The organism is Paenibacillus sp. FSL M8-0142 (assembly GCF_038597315.1).
GTDB lineage: Bacteria > Bacillota > Bacilli > Paenibacillales > Paenibacillaceae > Paenibacillus_AQ > Paenibacillus_AQ lactis.
Genome location: NZ_CP152008.1, coordinates 5,615,514 through 5,635,911 on the forward strand (window position 1 = coordinate 5,615,514; position 20,398 = coordinate 5,635,911).

Here is a 20,398-nt window from a genome sequence, read left to right on the forward strand (position 1 = left end):
TCATCCCTTCTTTACGACCCATTTGCCAATGATTGCTTGTACGATAAATGCCATCAGGAAGCTGTCCAGCGCCGGAACCTGCGTTAACTGGAACCATCCGAGCCCATCCGGGGCCATCGTTGTCATGAACCCGAAGAACGTGGCGATGACCCATACGACGATGGAGCGGGGGATCCAGCTCCGATTGCTGTCCAGCCCGTCAAACGAGAATCTCGTTTTGTTCACCAACAAATACTCAGCCGTGTAAATGCCGCCCAGCGGTGCGACAAGCATCGTAATGTACGTCAGGAACGTCATGAAACGGTCATAAATACCGAAGCAAGCAAGCGCCGTCGCAATTAAACCTGCAATGATCGTGATCACGGATTTAGGCACCCGTTTGAATACGACGGAGAAACCCAGTCCCGCGGAATATAAATTGTTCGTGTTGGTCGTCCATTGTGCCAGCGTCAGCACGATAATCGCCGGAATTCCGAGTCCGAGCGTCAGCAGAATGCCCGTCAGATCGTCGGAGTCCATCGCACGCGACAGGAAGATCGCGATGATGGTCATGAAGCTGTTGCCGACAAAGAAACCGATGAACGCGGCGGTAACCGCATGCTTTGGCGTTTTGGCCCAGCGCGCGATGTCAGGGGACAGCGCCGTTCCAAGAATAAAGATGCCGATGACCAGCGAGATCGCCGTCCCCATCGGCAGGGCCTCGCCCTCGAACGGTAACCAGACGGTGCTTCCGCCTTCCCCGTTAAGCGCCATGACCAGCGCGATAATGATAAACACGACGAGCAGCGGTACCGACCAGACACTTAGTTTCTCAATCGCCCTATAGCCCCAGATCGCCGTGGACATCATGAGAAGTCCGCCAATAATCGACAGCGCCCAGAGCGACCAATGCCAACCCCACAGCTCGCTTAACGCCGTCTGGAAGTTGGAAGCGAAGAAGCCGACCTGAACGCCGAACCAGCCCAGCGATGAAATGCCGAGAATGACCGAGACGATCAGCGCCCCTTGGTTCCCGAACAGAAACCGGCTGATCATGGCCGTGGACAGGCCCGTTTTGGCTCCTACATAAGCGCAGACAGCCCCGATCAAGCCCAAAATGGCCGAACCGACGATGACCGCCGTAAACGAGTCGCCGATGCTCATGCCCGCGCCGAGCTGCGCCCCCAAGAACATCGCGGACAGGTCAATGCCGATCGCAATCCAGACGAATGCCATCGAGAGCCATGATTTCCTCAAATGCTGGGGTACGGGCTCCCGTTCGTAATCTTCTATTTTCGTATCGTTGCTCATGCTCCCACCCTCTGCTTTCTGTACCATCTTGTTGATTGCCTAAGCTTTGACGGATCTCCAGAACATCTCAAAGGCATGTTTCAGCTTCCGTTCAAACAGCTCCGGCGATTTATAGTAGTAATATTGCATGCCCAGCCCGTCCATCAAGGTAAGGTACGAATCCACCAGCGTCTCCATCGGGATGACGGCCAGTTCGCCGCGATCCAGACCTTCCTGCATAATCTCGCCGATAATGCTGCTCAGAAGCGTATCGAACCGCCCAAACGCCTCGTGCATCCGATCTTGCAAGAAATCCGGCGGGAAAATTAAGTACCGGAAGGCAAATACGGCAAGCTCCCGCTTGTCCCGGTGAAAATCGTATTGACGAAGCAGCAGCGCATGCAATTTTTTCTCCGTGCTCATTCCTTTGCTGGTTTCCGCCATCGCTTGGATATATTCGTTGTAGGCGCTCATCGATTCTTCGAAGACCGTCATGAACAGATCTTCCTTGCTCTCGAAAAAAGCGTAGATTGCCGGGGTTTTGACACCAACCTCCTTCGCGATTTCCGATAATGCCGTTCCGTCGTAGCCCTTCTGTCCGAATAACCTCAGCGCAGCTTCTTTCAGCTTCGTTCTGGTCATGTTCATCCCCTTTTTCCCAGTTTAATTAACGTTAATTAAGTAGATTATACAACTTTCTGCATAAAAATCAATTGATTTAATTGCCCAGCCGAATTGTCTTCGAATCTTTATACGTTCAATGATTTAAGCAGGACAATGCACCAAGGTAGATAAAAATTCCCATACCAAAAAGAGATATCCCAACTCGAAGGATACCTCTTCTGGAAACTCAAACCTATTCATTCAAACAATCTTTGATGCTTATGAAAAAATCGGTAAAAGAATTGTACATTGTCCAGTTCAAACCATTCTGCCGTGTGCAAAATCTGGGCATCGAGATTGTAGATCTTCGCATGAAGCGTACCCAGAACAAAGGGAGAGTGTGTAGCGATAATAAATTGACTGTCAAAATAACGCGCCAGATCATTCATCTGCTCGGCCAGCTTGATTTGATTCGCCGGAGAGAGCGATGTTTCCGGTTCATCCAGTAAATACAGTTTACCGGGTAGCAAATGCTCCTCAAAAAACTGCATCGACGTCTCCCCGTTCGAGTATTTCTCCTGAGCGAATTGAATGATATCCACCTTCTTTTTGAACTCATACGACTGCTCCAGCTCCTCTACCTCTTGCTTGCTCTTTCCCTTTACGAGCTGCTCATGCAGCAGCCCTTCGCGGAGCACGTTTTCCTGCTGTATTTTCTTGACTTCGTACAATATATCCTCTGACTTAATGTACCGGCTCCCTTCGGGAAGCTTATATACGGGATGCTCCTGATCATCATGCCCGAGCTCATAGCTGCTTTCCTCGATAAACCGCTGTGCGTACGCGTTGTGACCATAACTCGTCATTCGCTCAGCGCCCGCGATGTTCAATTTGTTAGCGATTAAATTCAGCAAGGTGGATTTGCCTGAGCCATTACTGCCATATAACACTGTGATTCGATCAAACAGCAGAACTTCCCCTGCGATGTGCCTGAACACATGATCGGGATATATATTGGGATTGCTGGAAATGGTGGAAGAGAGTTTGAAGTTCCTTAAATATAGCATCGCTTTCGCTCACCTCTATTCACGCACGGTCCAAATATCCAACGCAGCCAGACGGATCGCCTCATGTTCATGCTTCCGGTACGCTCTCAAACGGTCGGTACACGCCTGGTTCCACAATAAGGCTGCCCCCGCAACCTGCATCAAAGAAAGACCGAAATATTGGGCCGCAAACGACTGCCGATCTCTCAAATGATCCACCAGATCCAGCATCGCCTCCGGGCTCCAATACGCCTTGCTGGCATTGGCTGCCTGAGCGATCTGTCTGTAAACGTGATCCAGCAGATACGGATGCGTGTCAACGACCTGAATCACAGGGTCCAAATGCAGGGCCGCCTGATCCGCCTCGCTCCATTCCACCATCGCCAAATATAACTTGATCACGGCGGGTTTCAGGGTTTCTTGGGATTTAAGAGCATCGATCAGGCCCGTATATAAAGGAATGAGCACCCGCCTTGCATTGAGAGGCAACGAGGTCAGCTTGTCGATCAACGCCGCCAGACGCTGCCGCTGAGGAAGGTCTCTCTCCGGCGCAGCATTCCATTCCGCCCTCGTCTCCATGCCGGCAAGCTGTGTGCAAACGCTGATGACCCGATCGTTTACCTTGCCGTCACGGCATGCCACCACGAGCGTATCCATCGCCGCCTTCCATCTGGCGTTGTCCTCCATATCAAGAATCGCTCTGCCGGTGCTAGCCGCCACCTTCTCCTCGCTTCCATTCACCCAATAGCTCATCGCCTGGAAAGCCTCTCTTGCCACCACAGCATCGGGATGTCCTGCGATCTCCGTAATCAATTGCAAATACCTTGGCCGAGCCTCCACCGGAAGTCCGCCAGGGTACTGGTTAAGCAGGCTTCTTGCGATATCACGCTGCGGCGAAGCAGCCATGGCACGCATCATGGACCAGCTGCGTTCATTATCAAGCCATTGTCTGGCAGCATGCCCGATGGCGATCATCACGTCTTTGTGCACATTCGGTTTTTCGTATTCACGGATGAGAAGCGCCATGCTCTCACTGCTTTTATGAGCCCCAAGGAGCCGGATGACCTCTTTTCTGACCGTGATCTTCAACTTCTCCCGGCTCAGCAGGTCCGACAGCGTCGACGTTAACATCATCGGGCTCACCCTGCGCATGCATCTGGGGATCGAGTACATGGCGACCCGGGCACGGTCTCCATCCAGGTTGCCCAGCAATACAGGAAGTGCCTTCTCCGGCTCTTCCTCTAACGAATAGGCGTGAAGCGCTGCCTCGACGACATGCACTTCTTGGTCCTGCAGCAGAACCTCGAATTGATTAGAGCGATAATCCGGCATAACGGCCAAGCTTCGCATCGCCGCTGCACGTTCATGGAAGCTTCGTTTGGCATCCAATGCCACCCGCTCCAAGAGGGAGGCTAATGCCTTTTGCTGACGCGGCAGCCACCGGTGAAACCCATTGTGGGCGGGCACGACATAAATCGTTTTTCCCGATAAATGCTTGCCTTGGATGATTTGCCCCGAGATGAACGGGTCCAGCCACTCCTGACGCTTCAGATGCAGATGCATGAATACGTCGTGGAATGAGATGAAGGATGGGTCTCTGTCCAGCAGTTCTCTAACTCTCTCATCCCGCGTTCTGTACGGTGCCAGCCAATAATGGACCGCCTGCGGCGATACCGTTTTGGAATCCAGCAGCTCTTCCAGCAGAAGCTGCAGCTTCGGCAATCGATCCACGGCTTTCCCGAACAAATTAGCCATTCGCAGGACCACACTCACGTTTTCGCGCTTGTTCGCTTCTACGCCAAAGGCGTAAATCTCATCGAACAACGCTTCCAGCGCAGAGCTTGGTATGCTCTCCCAATCCATCGAGAAGAGCGCCAACTGACCGTCACGCATCGTCAATCTTCCGAACGTTCTCAAAGCGAATTTGAACAGCTCGCTCTTCGGCTCCAGTGCATGTTCACGCAGCAGGGCAAAAGCCAGCTTCTCCGTGGCCGACCTTGTCCCGTACGAAGTGTCTCTCGCTTCCACCACGCTATCCACCAGCACAGTCAGATCATTCACATGCTCTTCCTTAAACATGGGAGCAGGACAGTTCGAGAGCTCGACCATCACTTGCCAGCGCACCGGATCCTGGTCGTTCTTGATCCGGGTCAGGAAGCGCAGCGTCTCATCCATTCCGCTTCGGGATAACGCCGTACTCCGAACGAGGTGGGCATAGGCCGCAGCACGCTCATCGCTATTTGACACCTGGACGGCCTGCACCAGCTTCTCCCTGGCATTCGCAATGAAACGACGCGCCGCCGTTTCGAGCATGCTATCCCGATGATCGCGAACATCGCGAAGCCCCAGCATGCGGGCAGCTTCCTTGTCGCGCAGCCGATGCGGCAGTACATCCAGCAGCGGCATAGGGAACATACGCGTCTTCCGCTCATCCTCCTTATAAGCGGCATCAAACATCGCTACACGGCAAGACGGGGCAAGGGTATCCAGCACCTTGGCAACATGCTCAGGCCGATCTGCAAGCAAAGTCGTCAGCGTGGTCCACTGCGCTGTGGTGAACCATCTTCTCTTCTTCAAAACTCCTGCCGGAATGCCTTGATTCAAAAGCTGTTCACGCGCATCCTCACGTGTCAGCAGCTCGAATACGTCCGCAGGGCTGGCCTGAATCAGTATGCCCAATTGCAACTTGAGTACAGGATGAATCATATCCGTCGGTCCAAGCTTCAAGGCACATTCCAACACGACTGCCGGCCTTGAAACACTCAGTACCTCAATCGCGGAAGAGAGCGTCCACCATACGCTGACCTTTTCCCGATGCGTTGCGTTCTGCAAAGCATTCTTGAAATACGCTGCAGCCAGATCGGGATAGCGCTTCGTTACAAGCCGCCAATGGCGTAGCGCATACCCCAGCTCAGGAAGCCTGCTGCGAACCGTCTCTCCGCTGCACGCGGCTAATAATAAAGAGGCTTCTTGCGCCCCCCAACGGTCAAGCACGAGCGGCAGCAGCCGTTCCGCCCAATCCTGGCGACGGGTATTTACGATGCTCCGCAGCAGTTGACGACGGCAATGATAGGACATCTGCACGATTTCGGATTCAACCGAAAAGTCCGGAGCTGTCACCACCTCCGGCAGTAATCTGGCCGCCCGTCCTCTGACCCCTGCCTTCGGATGCTTCAGGGCAAACAAAACCGCACGTGCATCATTTACTACACCCGCACCGGTCAATGCCAAATGCGCCTCATAGGCGGTGCCGCTTTCGAGCAAGGATATGAGCAGCGCGGAAAAATCCGCATCTCCTTTATACTGGCGCCCCAGAAGCGCCATCCGCTTCATCCTGTCCGAGTAACCCAGCAAATCCAGCTCCTTGAGCAGCTGCTCTTTGTTCAACAGATCATGGTTATATGTCAATATTTCCTCTCCCCTCATGCTCTTATGACCGATCCCCATTTATTCGTAACCGGTTTGCGCAAGCTCTCCTGGAAACATATAACTTCTCCATAAGCGAGGGCTTCTCCTGTTCGATGCGACAGTTCGGGCCTGCATAGCCTACGGAATCGGCCATTGCAGCCTAGTTAATGTATGGGGAAGCAGGTGCACAATCCATATTCATGATCTATATTTTCGGGACTTCTGCCCGTGAACGGGGAAACAGTAACTCGCTGCGTACAACAAGCCGCAAACAAAAAGAGATGCCTCCCGGCCCATTAAAGGTCCTTCGAGTCATCCCTTTTTAGCTCCATGATATTTATCCGAATTTAGTTATTCCAATACTGCTCGGCAATCTTTTGACCTTGATCGATTTTTGCCCATTGCTCGGCTTCGCTTAGCTCGTTACCGCCATCGCAGGATGCAAAGCCGCATTGATGCGAGAGCAGCAGACGATCCTTGTCAATGATTTTGGATGCTTCGTCAAGCAGACGGATGACGCGGGCTTCATCATCAAGCGTATTTGTTTTGGAAGACAGCAGGCCCAGAACAATCTCCGTTTCCGGCCGGTCCTTGAAGACCTCCAGCGCTTCAATCGAACCCGCACGCTCATCATCCCACTCCAGGAAGAAGCGGTCATATTTCAATTGCTTCAGGAACAGGTTGGCGATTTTTGCGTAAGATCCCCCGCCCATGTTCCGGGAATCATAGTTCCCGCGGCAGTTGTGTGTCCACATTTTTAAGCCGAGGCTATGACCGTAGTCAATCAATGTATTGTTTAGTTCAATAAATTCGGTGGCGAGACCCTGTACTTCCGCTTGGTTAATATGCTCCCCGGTAAACGGAGAGTTCGGGTTGTCGTCCGCAAACAGCTCCCATAAGCAATCATCGAATTGCAGGATCGTGCCGCCCGCCGCAGCGAATTCCGCCACGAATTCCTTATACGCGCTTACAAGGCCCTCTTTGAGCTCCTGTCTGTTCTGATAAACGGCATCCGTTCCGCCAATGTTATCCGACCAGGAGAGCTCGCCGAAAATATGGGAAGGAGACGGTACGCAAAGCTTCGTTTGGTGATCGCCTGCGAAATCCTGAAGCTGTTTGAACAGCTTGATGAAATGATGATTCTTTCCGCTAAGTTTGCCAGTAATACGCAATCCAATATCTTTGCGCGTTTCATATTTCGAGGTTCCGTCCACATCCCGGAAGAAGTAGCCATGGTCCGCGATATAACGCTGGACTCCGCCAAAGCCCCATACAAAATCCAGATGCCACATCGATTTGGAAAATTCGCCGTCCGTAATAACCGACAGGTTATGCTCGATTTCCTTCTTCACGACCTCTTTGATGGCCTCGGTCTCGCACTCGGCATACCCTTCAAAATTTTCATAGAACGGATACTGGATATCATCACGATGTTCAATTTGCTTTTTATATTTCAGCAGCTCTTCAGGACGCAACAAACTTCCTACGATCTGAAACTTATCAGTCATGTAAATAACCCCCCTCGTTGTATACGATGATCATATCACGACGAGCGGGGTTAGAAGGCATACCAAAAAATCATAACTAGCTATAGCTAGAAGCTATAGCAAAAAAGGTGCGGAAAATGCATAGGAAGCCAACTTAAACAGTGAAGTTGCAGAATTCGATAAGGATATCCAAAATGATATGCTGTGTTTATTAAACTGTTTGTTTACAACGTACTGCGCCGCAGCTCATAAAAATACTGCACAGCGGGATGCTTTAGCTTCATCTTCTCGGCCATGTTCAATATGCGCTTTTTGCCGACTCGTCTGTCCACCAAAGCTAGAATATTCAATAAAATATCATTACTCTCCAAGCTTTCATCTATAGAAGTAGATAAGAACTTATTCGCTGTAGTCACAAAATTGGATTTGCTTAATGCGGCCTGTGCCGACAAAAGCTCTTTTGCAAGCTCTGTTATTTTTCGGTTTCTTGCGATGACTTGCAGACGCTCCTCGGGAACGGTCCCCTTGGTTTCCTTGCGGATCGCTTCAATTTCCTCCTGGCTGATAGGGATTTGGAGATCCGGATCATTCTTTATTTCCTGCTCTGTCTGGTACCAGCGGATGGAACCCGTGGTCTCACTCATATTGAGCACGTTCTTCTTATCTACGGCAAGATAACAGATTCCGGGTTTGCCTGGCAGGTAACGATAACTGGTTGCCCGGTATTCGACCCTTCCATGTAACGCAGGAGAGAGAAAGCTCTCCAGTTGTTGCTTCAATTTGCTCCAGGACATGGTTCCTCCTAATTGAAAAGATTACCCTTGGGTGAAGGTCAATCATACCATGATTATGGTCATATTTAATCTTAGCACTGAACCAAAATAAAAAGAAATAGGACTCCCCAGGCAAGGGTGACGACCTATTTCTGAACCTTGTACAGCCTGCCGCCCTTAAAAGCGGCTGTTGTCAGGAGTGAGGATGTTACCAGCATCCTCACTCCACTTTATTATATACTAGCGTACGATGAACGAGTCTATAATAGCGTTTCTGTACTAAGCGTAAACCCTTCGATGACGGCATCCTCGTCGACCTCAATCAGGATGCAGCGTCTCCCTTGGTAATTCACCTGCTTCACATATCGTAAATCCTGCGGGCTGATCGAAATCGTGGCTACCTTGGTATCGATCTTAATCGATTTCGACGAAAATTTCGGCATCACGCTGCTGGCCTTCAGTTCATAATTCGTATCGTCGACAACCGTTTGAAACGCTTGTTCTACTTTTTCCGGCGTCACGTTCTCTACGCCGCTTACGGTCAGCACGCGTTCCACATCTTTATAATCCAGCTTCGGAGGCTCTTCCTCCTCCTGGTGGCTTTCAATGACATGGTTGATCTCCTCATACACCTGCGCGAGAGTAGCCGAGTCCAGCTGTTCGCCAGCCACTTCCTTCACGATTTCTTCGAAGATGCCCCTCTCCTCCATTGCGGTCATGGACCTCTCGGCATTCAAGACCTGTTCGATGAAATCCTGATCCGGAAAATTGGATTTTCCCGTACAATACAGAACGCGGTTCACATCCGAGTAATTGTCCGTCACGCTGGGGTAGAAGAACCCTTGCTCCGGCGAACTCAATTTGATAACCGGGTCCACCATGACATTGTACTTGAATTCCTTCTCCACATAATCGAACAAGAGCGTCTTCCGCTGCTTCTCCGTGGAATTCACGCTGCATAGAATGAACGGGTGCCCGAACACCTCGTCCTTCTCGCTCTCCTCGGCCTCCTCATTCCGGGCCTTGGTCGGCCGGTAATATTGCCCGCGAACGAAGGTGATCACCGTATCTCGCTCATACTTGGTATCCGCCATCATTTTGTCCACCAGCATCAGCATCAGGTCCTGCCATTCTTCCGGATCTCCTGTCGACAAGCCTTGATGAAGCATCACCCGCGTAGGTTCCCCTGCCTCCTCCTGAAACTTCAATTCAAACAGCTTATGATCCAGCTCACCGGTCAGCAGCTTCTTGAAATTGCCCATATGCAGTTCCTGCTTCTCTCGATCCAGCAGACCAAACGGCAGCCGCTCCCAGTGATAGATTTCGTTCGTTTCCTTCATAATGTACACGTTGAGAATATCCTCAATATTCAGCAAATCGTTATCCATCTTAAACTGCTTGCGTATATGTGCGACTTCTTTCTTATTCATAGCTCGGCAGACAACTCCTAGAAAGTAAATTGGCTCTACCAGTATAAACGAATTAAAAACCCTTCGCCAGAAGGGAAGGGTTTTATAATCATGACGCCTGTTCAGTCAGAGCCAACCATCTGTGAAGCTATCGCCCAACGACAACTTAATTCTACTTGCCAAAATCCTGCTCTCGACCGGACCACTCTTTCCCTATTTCGTCACAAACTTCTCCATTTGAACTCGGTCGATCATTCGAACGCCGTATACCCCTCCGGCCAATTTCCCATTAGCCGATGCGAACTTGACTTCAACACTCCGTTTTCCTTCCGTCAGGTGGATGGGGATTTCATAAGACACATTAAAGAGCTGTTCCCCCTGCGTCCCCTCCAGCCTCTGCCGTGCAATCACATGGTCATCAATTAAAATTTCAAAATCCCGCTCCATCAGCCTTCCGTCAACATGAGCTGCTCCTTCGCGGCTGAAGTAGGTCACCTGCAACAACATCGGTTGATCAGGCAGAACCGCCATTTGATAGCTAAAATATCCGCTGCCTATCGCATCTCGGTAGCCGCATTGAGCGTAAACGGAATAGCCTGACCTCGATTGCTCGGATTTCATATGGTGATCAACCTCGGATTGCTGTTGATAAGGATGGACGACATCCACCGTAATGGCCTTCAACCGTTCCCTCTCAGCCCGCTCGCGATTCTCATAGTTCTTGAATTCCTCTTCAGTCAGTAGATTCCAATAAATCGTATATCGCTGATGGTGCAGGGCGTAGAAAGGGATCAGTCTCACCCGCGAATTGCCGGGTTGCCCGACAGGCTCCGTGACGAACGTCAATGCCTCCCCGTCAACAGGCTTAATCCATTGCCGGATATCCGGCTCATCTGAGACCAATATCGGAACCTCAATTAATGGATGCTGATGCAGCTTCGTATGATTGTCCACGATATCACTGTCAGGAAACGCCTCCGTGCCCAGCGCACCCGCAAGTACGATTGGGCCATACAGGATGCCTACCTTTTTCGCATCATCTTTGGCATGGTACAAGCGAAGCTCCATGGGTAAGGTCACTTCAATCGTATCCCCAGCATTCCAATCCCGCTCGATATTGAGATATCCGGGCTCCGCATCGGCATAGATCTCACTCCCGTTCACCACGGCCGTTACCGCTCCGGCGGTCCATTGCGGAATACGGATACGAAGTTTGAAATGAGCAGCCTTCGCCTCTTCTATAATGAGTCTAGTTCGCGATTGTTTCGGGAACTCTGTTTCCTGTCGGATGACGACCTGGTGATCGTCGAAGGTTGCTTTGGAGGCAATGAACAGATTCACGTAAATCGCATTCGACGTGGCATGATAGATTTCATGCGTATAGCGGGCCGGATTCTCCATGCCGGTGCCTGTACAGCACCAGAACGAATGTTCAGCAGTTCCATATACTTTGAAATGGCCCGGCTCCGTGGATACGAAATACATTTTCATGCCGGTATCCGGATCCTGTGATGCAAGAATATGATTATATAAGGCCCGTTCGTAGAAATCCATGTATTCCGCATCTTGCGACCAGCCGAACAAGTGGTCTGTAAGCTTCAACATATTGTAGGTATTACAGGTTTCCGCGGTCTCAACACCAAGCTTCTCCTGGTTCGCAGCCCTGAAGTGCTCGAAGATGCTGTTGCCTCCGATGATGTAGGAGCGGTTGCGCGTAACCTCTTTCCAGAAAAATTCTGCGGCCTTCCGATAGAAATCGTCGCCTGTGATCTCATATAGCTTGGCAGCGCCGATGACTTTCGGAATTTGCGTATTTGCGTGCTTTCCTTCAAGTTCATCCACACCGCGGGCCAGTGGTTCAAGGATTGCCCGGTGACAGAACCGGATCGCAAGCTCCAGGTATGCGTGGTTATTCGTCAGGCGATACAGATCAGCCATAGTGTCATTCATTCCGCCATGCTCGCAGATTAACATGCGTTGGAATTGCTCGTCCGTCAGTCGATCCGTTCCCTTTTTGGCCCAGTCCGCAAGTCGGATCACGACCTCAAGCGCCTGCTCGATTCCAGTCAATCGGTAAGCATCGATCAGCCCTGCAAAAATTTTGTGCAGACTGTACCAAGGCACCCATGATCCGGCAAGGCTGAAGTTGTGAACTTCAAAATCGCCGGTAAATACGATATCGAAGCAATCGCGAGGAAATCCGCTCACATAACCATCCTTATCATGCGACTGCACATAAGCTAATTCGTTAACTGCATAGACCAGCTTCTTAAGCAACTCCTCGTCGCTCGTTGCATCAATCATGGCTGCGGCTGCGGACAGCCAGTGCCCGATGGAATGTCCTGCAATCGGTGTCTCTTCCCATCCGCCGTATCGCGGTTTTTTCGGCTCCAATGAGGCCGCCTCGTAACAAGGGGCCATTAATCGATCGACATCCAGATGAAGTAAATATCCTTTTCCCGTTTCTTGCGATTCTTTAAAAATACCTTCCAACAGTTCGGTCTTTGGCATTATATCATCTCCCCACAAGTCCACCAATTTAACACTCATACATTCCAGTTTACCTTCTGCATGCGAGATGAACGATGAAAGAACCCAACCATTTTTTTATAAAATTTCACACAAAGCCACGGATCGTTAGCCATAACATTAACACCCATTACAGAAAACTCAACTTCAGTGCTGGTATTCCATTTATAAAAAAACAGTCCCTTCTACGTCATATAGAAGGAACTGCTGAGCTTAATGATCCTTGCCATAATTCAAACCTAAGCGATAAGCTTGGTCCAGCAGCATGTCGTAATGAGCAGGCTCGGATTCCAGAGTCTCATATAAGAATTCAACCTTTGAATTGGAAATACCGCAATAACCTGCAATTCCCACATTCAGCAGGTGAGTAATCATTTCACCATAGCTGCGTTTGTTCATCTGTTCTTCCGAAACGCCTGCCAAACCAATCCACAAGGCATGCTGGTGATGAAGGTTGTTCGCACCGTATGCAAACCCATTGTTCCATACACGGTCAATATACCCCTTTAGCATTGCCGGCAGATGCCACCACCAAACGGGGAAAATCAATGCCAACGCATCATGCTCCTTCAGCCGCCTTATTTCCGTTTCCACTTCAGGGGAAAAGGTCTGGACCGAAGCGGACCAATCGGGTTCATCTGCGCCTTTAAGGACAGGATCAAAACCAATCCCGTGCAAATCCAATATCTCATAGTCATGGCCAGCCTCGGCAAGACCTTGTACGAAACGATCGGCAACCTTAAAGGTCAAGGAATCTTTTCTTGGGTGGGAAACAACGGTTAGTACTCTCATGCTTATATCTTCACTACCTTTCTTCAGCAGCTGATTTGTAGCCATGACCTATGGCTGCTGTTATTATAAACAGTAGGAAAATGATCCGGAAGTACGCACTTTGATGTGCTATAGGAAGATACATGTGCCATAGGAACACGGAAGTTCCCTAGGGGAATCCCTTGAATCTTGGCCTGAGCAATGGATAAACGGGATTGGAGGATGGAGAGATGACGGAACCGGTGAACAACAGTGCTCAAAAGAAATATCAAGTCGGTGTGGAAGCGGCTTTAGAGGTCATGGGAGGGAAATGGAAGCCTTTAATCATCTACCATCTGATGACAGGGCGGAAACGTACGTCTGAGCTTCGCCGGTTAATGCCCGGCATTACTCAAAAAATGCTGACCACCCAGCTCAGAGGCCTGGAAAAGGATGAGATCGTGACACGGAAGGTATATAACGAGGTCCCGCCTAAAGTGGAGTATGAGCTAACGCCTTACGGCTGGGGATTAAAGCCCGCGCTGGACCTGTTATGCTACTGGGGAGAGGATCACCTGGATAAGATGTACGGAGACAAATCCAAGGTTTTGGAGGAATTCCAAGGCTGCCGTACGGAGGAGAAATAAGCCTTTAAGTGTACTCTCCGAGCCATGAAAAACTGGGACTGCTTGATACTTGATACGTAACGAAAACATAACCTGCCGGTTTAAGAGCAGGTTTTTTTCACAACAACCTTTGTAGACGATTCTCTTGACCTATACCCGGTTGCAACTTTTATTGAAATGGATCCGTCTACTCTATGTGCTGTGCTTTCCTCAAGGCATCATCATGTAACGGCCTCTGATAGGAAATTGGCAAGACGGCTGCCGCACTTCGTATTAACTGCCCCCGTAAATACCCGGGTGGCGGTTAGCTCACGAAGCCTTCATAGCCTGAGTCTTTCACTTTAATGTATCATTCGTCAATATATGAAGCTTGTTCATAAAATTTCCATAGGCTTCGACTTGTGGATCGTGTAACATGAACAAGGGTATAAAGTTACGTATTTTTGACGGCTTGGATGGTGGATACGGAAAAATTATGATGTATACGGATTGGTTTTACTGGCTGTTCGTGCTCGTGGCTGTCGTCACGTACCACCTCGTGCCGCAACGTGTCAGACCTTGGGTGCTGTTTGCCTCAGGTGTCGCTTTTTACTACAATTTTGCAGGTGCTTACCTGTTCCTGTTGCTTGCGGAAGTTGTCATCGCGATTATTGTCGTGAAATCTGCAGCGAAATGGGGCAGGCGATGGATTTATCCCGCAGGGATCCTTACCGCCATTCTGGTCCTTGGCTATTTCAAGTACACGAATATGATGCTGGATACGTTACATAATCTATTCGGTTTTATTCATCAGCCCTTCTTGCCTAAGGCAGAGCAGATCGTGCTCCCGCTCGGCATTTCCTACTTTACGTTCGAGCTGATTCATTACTTGGTTGAACGCAAACGCGGAACGCTGCCGGGGCATCGGCCGGAGGGTCTGTTGTCGTTCATTTTCTTCTTCCCGACGATGGTGGCTGGCCCCATTAAGCAATTTCAAACGTTTCATTCACAGCTAACAGCGAGATTTCACGTGGACCACTTGCTGACCGGCGTCATACGGATCGGGATCGGCCTGTTCAAAAAGCTCGTCCTCGCCGGATCGATTGATATCCTGGCGCAGCCTGTCTATTCGGCGTCCGGCATCGCCGGGACAGATACCGGAGGACTCTGGATTTCGCTGATCGCCTATACGTTCGTCATCTATTTTGACTTTTCCGGCTATTCGGACATTGCCATCGGGACCGCCCGCTTGTTCGGCATCGTCCTCCCGGAGAACTTCCGCTTCCCTTATCTGGCCCGCAGCATCGCCGAGTTCTGGAACCGCTGGCATATCTCGCTCGGTTCATGGCTGACCCGCTATGTGTATTTTCCCCTCGGGGGAAGCCGCGTCTCTGCTCCCCGGGTTTACTTCAACCTGATGGCCACGATGACCGTCTCCGGTCTCTGGCACGGAGCCGCCTGGAATTTCGTGGTCTGGGGCATGTTCCACGGCGTGATGTTGTGCGTGCACCGCTTTTATGTAAAGAAGCTGAAGCCTGCTTTAAAGCCCGTTCCGAAATGGCTGAAGCCGGCAACCGTCACGGTCGCGATATTGTTTACATTCTTCGGGGTGACGATCAGCCGCGTATTTTTCATATTGCCGATCGCAGACGGATGGGATTTAATGCTCCGGCTGCTTGGCATGCGATAAGTTGTCGATACTCGAATATGAATATGGATGGAAATGGAAGTGTAAGCTGTCTTGCCTAAATTCATTCTGAATAAAACCGTATTTGTCATGATGATCTCCTTTGCCTTGATCGGATTGCTCGGATTGAGCATTCGGGCGAATCAAGCGGTCGAAGAAATGAGACAGGAAGTCGTGACATACGCGGAGAAAGAGCTGCGCGTTCCGACCTATGATGCCATTGTCTATACGCCGTTATGGGTCGAATATTTGAAGAAGCACCTGGATGACGGCACCAGGGTGATCGGCATGTTCGGACCCTCCACGCTCTTCGGCACGACCGTAAGAAAAGGGGAGAATACCTCGGCCGGCGTCCTTCAGGCTCATTTGAAGGACAGCCGTGTGATCAACCTTGGAATTTCCGGAGGAAGATTTACGGAGACCTACGCGCTGCTCGCCTCCATGATCGATAAGGTTGATTATGTTGTCTTTGAGATCAACTATGGGATCGTCGTCGTGTCGGATAACGAGCCGAACGTTGTTGTCTACCCGTCGCTGGTGGAGAAGCTGGGACAGCCGATCCCGCGCAGCTGGCTTGCTGATTTCCCGGACAAAAACCGCGAGTCGCTTCCGAGTAATGCCCACAATTGGGTGACGTCCCGCCTCCTGAATCAATGGACCCTCTATCATGACCGCGACGCGATCAGCTACCGTCTGTTCAAGACCCGTACGCCGATGGAGAAAATCCGCCAGGAGGTTCAAAAGAACGAAAATGAAAGAAAAGGGATCGAAGAAAGCTATACGCCGATGTATACCGCTTATGACAACATGAATGACGCTCAGCAGGAAGGCATCGACCAGCACTACGAAGAGCTCTATCGCTGGAATAAGCCTTTCGATCCAGATCACAGCTTCGGGTTATTCATGATCGAACAAACGCTTGATCTGCTGGAGGAGCATCAGAAGCAAGCCGTATTCTATTCCGCTCCGCTCGATAAAGAGCATATCGCTGACAAGAAGCTGTTCCATTGGAGCGAGTATACGGAAGCGATGGGCGCCTATCAGAAGCTGGTAGAATCAAGAGGCTACCCCTTTATCGAATTTAATCAAGAACCGATCAACACCATTCCGCATGAATATTATCGCGACCCGGCTCATCTGATCGACCAAGGGAGTCACCGGTTTGGCGAAATCTTGTATACGAGGATGAACAATTATGGAATTGCAGCCCCATAACGCATCGGCGGAAGCGAAAGCCCGCAGCCTTACGGATCGTGTCGTACGGGCGCTGATCATGGTCGGCCTGGCGCTCGGCGGAGCCGTCGTCCTGATCGCCGTCGTGCTTGGTATTATCTTTTTTTCCGGAGAAACGCAGGAATTTATTTATATGAACTTCTAATATCTGATGCGTAACAGGATGTTGCAAAATCCTCGCATAAAAAACGGCGTGCAAATGACTGACTTTCAGTCCTGCATGCCGTTTTGCAATTTCGCCCGCCGCGATGTCCGAACGGACTTTTCGCTCTGAGGCTCGTCCACCCCGGACGGTTTAACATCTTACATATTTGCGTTTGAAACCAAGCTGATTTTTGTCAACCGCCTTCTGAATGCTTTCGGAGGCGTTAACGATGCTGCTCTTTTTGTTATCCCGTTTAATTTCAACCGGGCCTACGGCCTTAGCAGTCTCGACTGCCTTATCGTGGAGCGGCAGATAGGATACCCCAACGGTGTACATAAAGTTATTCATCGAGGCTTTCGTGCGTTCGGGAGATTCGTGAATCGTCTGTTCCACCCTCTCCAGCATGCTCGCGAGTTTGCTTTCGTCAAACTGGGCGTCCGGCCGGCTGCCCAAGAGCCAGCAATAACAGCTCCATCCTGCTGACATTCGCAGCTCATCGCCGCTTGCGATCCATTGATCGGCAACCTCTTGCGCAATATCGGCTTCCGCCAGGGTGACCGCAACCACGTAATCGGACAGCATATAGAAATACGCCCCCTCGATCCAGCGCTCATAATCCGCCGCGGTCATCGCTTTCGGATCGGCAATGATGCCGGCAAAGTACATGGCGTCGTAATTTCCTGTAGCGTAAAGCTCCTCGGCCAAAGGCTGATTGATTTTGATTTGCTTGGCCATGGGCTTCATCGCGCCTGTCGCCACGCCGAACAGCGGTTCGCGCGCTCCATTAGACATGTACATTTTCTTGAGCCGTTCCTTGCCGAGCGCTTCAAGCTCCTGCATCACCGTTTCAAAATTCATCGTGGGACCTCCCGTCTTTATTTTAGTTGTATTTACTTACCATTATTTTCGCAAAATTCGATTGCCTCACACATTCATTCCCCGCTTGACTTCCTCAATCACGGCTTGCACGCCCTCATGAATCTGCTCCGGACGGGCGCGGGAGATGCTGATTCGCAAAAACTTCTCCCTCTGCCGATAGTCGGGCAGGTAAAACAGCTTCCCGCTCAACACGAGCACGCCCCGTTTCTGCAGTCGTTCCACCACCCGCTCCAGATTGACCGCCTGCGGCATTTTGAACTGCGTATATATGCCTGATCGGACTTCCGCCACTTCGAGCAGTCCCGGTTCGTTATACCTGTTCACCGCATCGTGTAAGGTCCTCATCCTCGATTCATACTGCCGATGGATCTTATCCCGGTGCCTATCATACATACCATTCTTCATGTAGATATCCAGCGCCGCCTGAGAGAGAAGTGCAGCACCGTTTAGCTGGTTTGCTTTGTGAAAGCTGGCTGCAAGCGACTCAGGCAGCACCACGGCGCCGATCCGCAGTCCCGGAAAAATGATTTTCGAGAAGCTTTTCAAATACACCACATACCCGCTCCGGTCATACGCAAAAATCGGGTCAAACCCGCGCCGATCACCCAAATCCGCCATGTAGTCGTCTTCGATCACATACACGTCGTGCTTGGCGGCCATACGGGCAATCGCCTTCTTCTCCCTGTCGCTATATGATGTGCCAAGCGGGTTATGATGCCTTGACATAGTGTAGAAGCATTTAATATCGCCGCTGCGGAATATCTCCTCCAGCTGCTGCAGATCGATGCCGTCCGCGGTGCGGGCGATGGTCTTCACCGGCAACCCTTCTGCCTCAAGAAAATCCAAAAACTTATTATAACTCGGCTGCTCCACCAGGATGGCCGGCTTGCCGCTCGGGAACGGCATCTCCGCTAACGTGTGAAGCGCCTGCTGGATGCCTGAGGTTACCACAATCTGCCCGGCCTTGGCAAACACCTGGTCCGCAGCCAGGTGCTTCACGAGCGTTTCGCGCAAAGCCCCCAGACCTTCCGGATCCCCATAGGTAAACAGATGGTATTTATACGTGTCGATTGCCTTGTTCAAGCAATGTTGGAAATCCCGGTAAGGAAACACATTCAAATCGGGTGAAGAAGAGGCAAAATCAATGATCCCGTGATTCATATCGGTTTCTCTCTCTTCATCCTGCACCACATAATAACCGCTCTGCGGAATCGAGTAGATGAAGTGGCGCTTCTCCAGCTCCGCATAGGCCCGGATTACCGTGCTGATACTGCAGCCGTAAATTTCGGCCGCTTGACGTACGGATGGCAGCTTCTGTCCCGGTCGCAGCTCGCCAGCAGCATGCTTTTGTTCGATATCCGCCAGGATCACCGAATATTTGTTCATGATTTGCCTCGCTCCCCACGCCCTTAGATCAGTCCGAGTTTCTTCTTAAACCATACTATACCGAAAAAAGCGCCCCCACACCATAACAGCTGGCCCTAACTGTACCGATACAGTTAGGGATTTTTCGCATTGTGGCATGATCAGGAATCCCTTACGATTTCAATTGCAAGCTTCATCAACCATTCGCTAATAGGAGGTTTTATCCATGTCATCCATGCGATCCAACAAGTCGCGACGAGATCGCGCCTTTGCGTATTTAGCCGTTCTCATCTATGCATCCATCATCGGGTTATCTTTTATGTATACGAAAGTCGCTCTGGCGTACGCAAGCGCCATCGACACCTTGGCGCTTCGCTTCACCTTGTCCTTCGCGGCAATTGTGATTCTGGTTGCTACAGGCGTATTTCGCCTTTCGCTCAAGGGCAAGCCATGGCCGAGGCTGCTTCTGTTGGCTTTGATGTATCCGCTGGGGTTCTTCACCTTGCAGGCGTTCGGTCTGAAGCATGCATCCTCTGCCGAAGGCGGCATCATTTTTGCCGTCACGCCGATCCTTACCGCCATGCTCGCGGGATTTTTTCTGAAGGAGTCCACGACGCTGCGGCAAAAGCTCTCCATTCTGCTGTCCGTATTCGGGGTGGTGCTGATCTTTGTCATGCAAGGCTCAAGCATGGATCTTACGAATGCGGCCGGAATGCTGCTGCTGTTCCTCTCTTGTCTCGTATCCGCAGGGTATACCGTACTATCGCGCTTCCTGCTGCGTACGTTCACGCCGCCCGAAGTGACCAGCTTTATGATGACGATCGGGTGCGTGACCTTTTGGCTGGCGTCGCTGTTGGATCATGCGGCCAACGGAACGATGAATCAAATCTTCACACCGCTGGCCAATCCGGATTTTATCTGGGCTATCTTGTATCTCGGCATTCTGGCATCGCTGGTAACGGCCTTCTCGTCCAGCTATGCGCTCTCCAAGCTCGAGGCTTCGAAGATCAGCGTATTTTCCAATCTGTCCACCGTCATCTCCATCGCAGCCGGAGCGTTTTTACTCGGAGAGGCCGTGACCGTCTATCATCTTATCGGTTCGGTACTCATTGTCGCGGGCGTCATTGGAACGAATGTGAGACCAAAGCCCAAAGCGGCAGCAGTGCTCCGGGATACGGAACGAAGCATGCCGAAGGATAATGTTGTTTGA

The 20,398-nt window shown here is 50.9% G+C and carries 16 protein-coding genes; 5 read left to right on the top strand and 11 right to left on the bottom strand.

All coding sequences use genetic code 11. The annotated features are described in order from the left end of the window. The 9 genes from NSQ46_RS25555 to NSQ46_RS25595 form a co-directional block, all read right to left on the bottom strand. The gene (locus NSQ46_RS25555; protein WP_342575242.1) at positions 1-1,290 is read right to left on the bottom strand and encodes a cytosine permease; all 1,290 of its coding nucleotides are present in this window, start codon (positions 1,288-1,290) and stop codon (positions 1-3) included. Positions 1,291-1,329: 39 nt separating this feature from the next. After that, complete coding sequence (locus NSQ46_RS25560; protein ID WP_077569673.1) at positions 1,330-1,911, bottom strand: TetR/AcrR family transcriptional regulator; 582 nt, start codon at positions 1,909-1,911, stop codon at positions 1,330-1,332. Between the two features lie 218 nt (positions 1,912-2,129). Beyond that, positions 2,130-2,939 carry an AAA family ATPase gene (locus NSQ46_RS25565; protein WP_341034348.1) on the bottom strand — a complete coding sequence of 270 codons (810 nt, stop codon included), beginning with the start codon at positions 2,937-2,939 and terminating at the stop codon, positions 2,130-2,132. Positions 2,940-2,954: 15 nt separating this feature from the next. Then, positions 2,955-6,326 (bottom strand): HEAT repeat domain-containing protein, encoded by a 3,372-nt coding sequence (locus tag NSQ46_RS25570; RefSeq protein ID WP_341034349.1) that lies wholly within the window; start codon positions 6,324-6,326, stop codon positions 2,955-2,957. A 347-nt stretch (positions 6,327-6,673) separates the two neighbouring features. Beyond that, positions 6,674-7,834 (bottom strand): cobalamin-independent methionine synthase II family protein, encoded by a 1,161-nt coding sequence (locus NSQ46_RS25575; protein ID WP_007131051.1) that lies wholly within the window; start codon positions 7,832-7,834, stop codon positions 6,674-6,676. A gap of 203 nt (positions 7,835-8,037) precedes the next feature. Further along, the gene (locus NSQ46_RS25580; protein WP_007131050.1) at positions 8,038-8,607 is read right to left on the bottom strand and encodes a hypothetical protein; all 570 of its coding nucleotides are present in this window, start codon (positions 8,605-8,607) and stop codon (positions 8,038-8,040) included. A 239-nt stretch (positions 8,608-8,846) separates the two neighbouring features. Next, complete coding sequence (locus NSQ46_RS25585) at positions 8,847-10,016, bottom strand: DUF4317 domain-containing protein (RefSeq protein WP_007131049.1); 1,170 nt, start codon at positions 10,014-10,016, stop codon at positions 8,847-8,849. Between the two features lie 192 nt (positions 10,017-10,208). Next, positions 10,209-12,506, bottom strand: coding sequence for a beta-L-arabinofuranosidase domain-containing protein (locus NSQ46_RS25590; protein WP_034272647.1), 2,298 nt, complete (start codon positions 12,504-12,506; stop codon positions 10,209-10,211). A gap of 231 nt (positions 12,507-12,737) precedes the next feature. Continuing rightward, positions 12,738-13,316: an NAD(P)H oxidoreductase gene (locus NSQ46_RS25595; RefSeq protein WP_028404454.1), complete on the bottom strand. Its 579-nt coding sequence runs from the start codon at positions 13,314-13,316 to the stop codon at positions 12,738-12,740. A 209-nt stretch (positions 13,317-13,525) separates the two neighbouring features. On the opposite strand from NSQ46_RS25595, the gene NSQ46_RS25600 reads away from it, so the two are divergent. From NSQ46_RS25600 to NSQ46_RS25615, 4 genes are all read left to right on the top strand, one after another. Further along, positions 13,526-13,921: a helix-turn-helix domain-containing protein gene (locus NSQ46_RS25600; protein WP_007131046.1), complete on the top strand. Its 396-nt coding sequence runs from the start codon at positions 13,526-13,528 to the stop codon at positions 13,919-13,921. Positions 13,922-14,315: 394 nt separating this feature from the next. Continuing rightward, positions 14,316-15,569, top strand: a complete 1,254-nt coding sequence (locus NSQ46_RS25605; protein ID WP_232239262.1) for an MBOAT family O-acyltransferase — start codon at positions 14,316-14,318, stop codon at positions 15,567-15,569. Positions 15,570-15,620: 51 nt separating this feature from the next. Then, complete coding sequence (locus NSQ46_RS25610; RefSeq protein ID WP_028404456.1) at positions 15,621-16,781, top strand: hypothetical protein; 1,161 nt, start codon at positions 15,621-15,623, stop codon at positions 16,779-16,781. Beyond that, positions 16,762-16,944, top strand: a complete 183-nt coding sequence (locus NSQ46_RS25615; RefSeq protein ID WP_028404457.1) for a hypothetical protein — start codon at positions 16,762-16,764, stop codon at positions 16,942-16,944. Before NSQ46_RS25610 ends, NSQ46_RS25615 begins: the two co-directional genes overlap by 20 nt. A gap of 150 nt (positions 16,945-17,094) precedes the next feature. On the opposite strand, the gene NSQ46_RS25620 is transcribed toward NSQ46_RS25615, so the two are convergent. Both NSQ46_RS25620 and NSQ46_RS25625 read right to left on the bottom strand, forming a co-directional pair. Continuing rightward, complete coding sequence (locus tag NSQ46_RS25620) at positions 17,095-17,802, bottom strand: DNA alkylation repair protein (RefSeq protein ID WP_028404458.1); 708 nt, start codon at positions 17,800-17,802, stop codon at positions 17,095-17,097. A 66-nt stretch (positions 17,803-17,868) separates the two neighbouring features. Further along, positions 17,869-19,209, bottom strand: a complete 1,341-nt coding sequence (locus NSQ46_RS25625) for a PLP-dependent aminotransferase family protein (protein ID WP_028404459.1) — start codon at positions 19,207-19,209, stop codon at positions 17,869-17,871. 205 nt (positions 19,210-19,414) lie between these two features. Here NSQ46_RS25625 and NSQ46_RS25630 point away from each other — a divergent pair, with 205 nt between their 5' ends. After that, the gene (locus tag NSQ46_RS25630; RefSeq protein WP_007131040.1) at positions 19,415-20,398 is read left to right on the top strand and encodes a DMT family transporter; all 984 of its coding nucleotides are present in this window, start codon (positions 19,415-19,417) and stop codon (positions 20,396-20,398) included.

Excerpts from the sequence above, each read along its gene's own strand:
- NSQ46_RS25555 (WP_342575242.1), bottom strand. The coding sequence starts at position 1,290 with ATGAGCAACGATACGAAAATAGAAGATTACGAACGGGAGCCCGTACCC.
- NSQ46_RS25560 (WP_077569673.1), bottom strand. The coding sequence starts at position 1,911 with ATGACCAGAACGAAGCTGAAAGAAGCTGCGCTGAGGTTATTCGGACAG.
- NSQ46_RS25565 (WP_341034348.1), bottom strand. The coding sequence starts at position 2,939 with ATGCTATATTTAAGGAACTTCAAACTCTCTTCCACCATTTCCAGCAAT.
- NSQ46_RS25575 (WP_007131051.1), bottom strand. The coding sequence starts at position 7,834 with ATGACTGATAAGTTTCAGATCGTAGGAAGTTTGTTGCGTCCTGAAGAG.
- NSQ46_RS25580 (WP_007131050.1), bottom strand. The coding sequence starts at position 8,607 with ATGTCCTGGAGCAAATTGAAGCAACAACTGGAGAGCTTTCTCTCTCCT.
- NSQ46_RS25585 (WP_007131049.1), bottom strand. The coding sequence starts at position 10,016 with ATGAATAAGAAAGAAGTCGCACATATACGCAAGCAGTTTAAGATGGAT.
- NSQ46_RS25590 (WP_034272647.1), bottom strand. The coding sequence starts at position 12,506 with ATGCCAAAGACCGAACTGTTGGAAGGTATTTTTAAAGAATCGCAAGAA.
- NSQ46_RS25595 (WP_028404454.1), bottom strand. The coding sequence starts at position 13,316 with ATGAGAGTACTAACCGTTGTTTCCCACCCAAGAAAAGATTCCTTGACC.
- NSQ46_RS25600 (WP_007131046.1), top strand. The coding sequence starts at position 13,526 with ATGACGGAACCGGTGAACAACAGTGCTCAAAAGAAATATCAAGTCGGT.
- NSQ46_RS25605 (WP_232239262.1), top strand. The coding sequence starts at position 14,316 with ATGAACAAGGGTATAAAGTTACGTATTTTTGACGGCTTGGATGGTGGA.
- NSQ46_RS25615 (WP_028404457.1), top strand. The coding sequence starts at position 16,762 with ATGGAATTGCAGCCCCATAACGCATCGGCGGAAGCGAAAGCCCGCAGC.
- NSQ46_RS25620 (WP_028404458.1), bottom strand. The coding sequence starts at position 17,802 with ATGAATTTTGAAACGGTGATGCAGGAGCTTGAAGCGCTCGGCAAGGAA.
- NSQ46_RS25625 (WP_028404459.1), bottom strand. The coding sequence starts at position 19,209 with ATGAACAAATATTCGGTGATCCTGGCGGATATCGAACAAAAGCATGCT.
- NSQ46_RS25630 (WP_007131040.1), top strand. The coding sequence starts at position 19,415 with ATGTCATCCATGCGATCCAACAAGTCGCGACGAGATCGCGCCTTTGCG.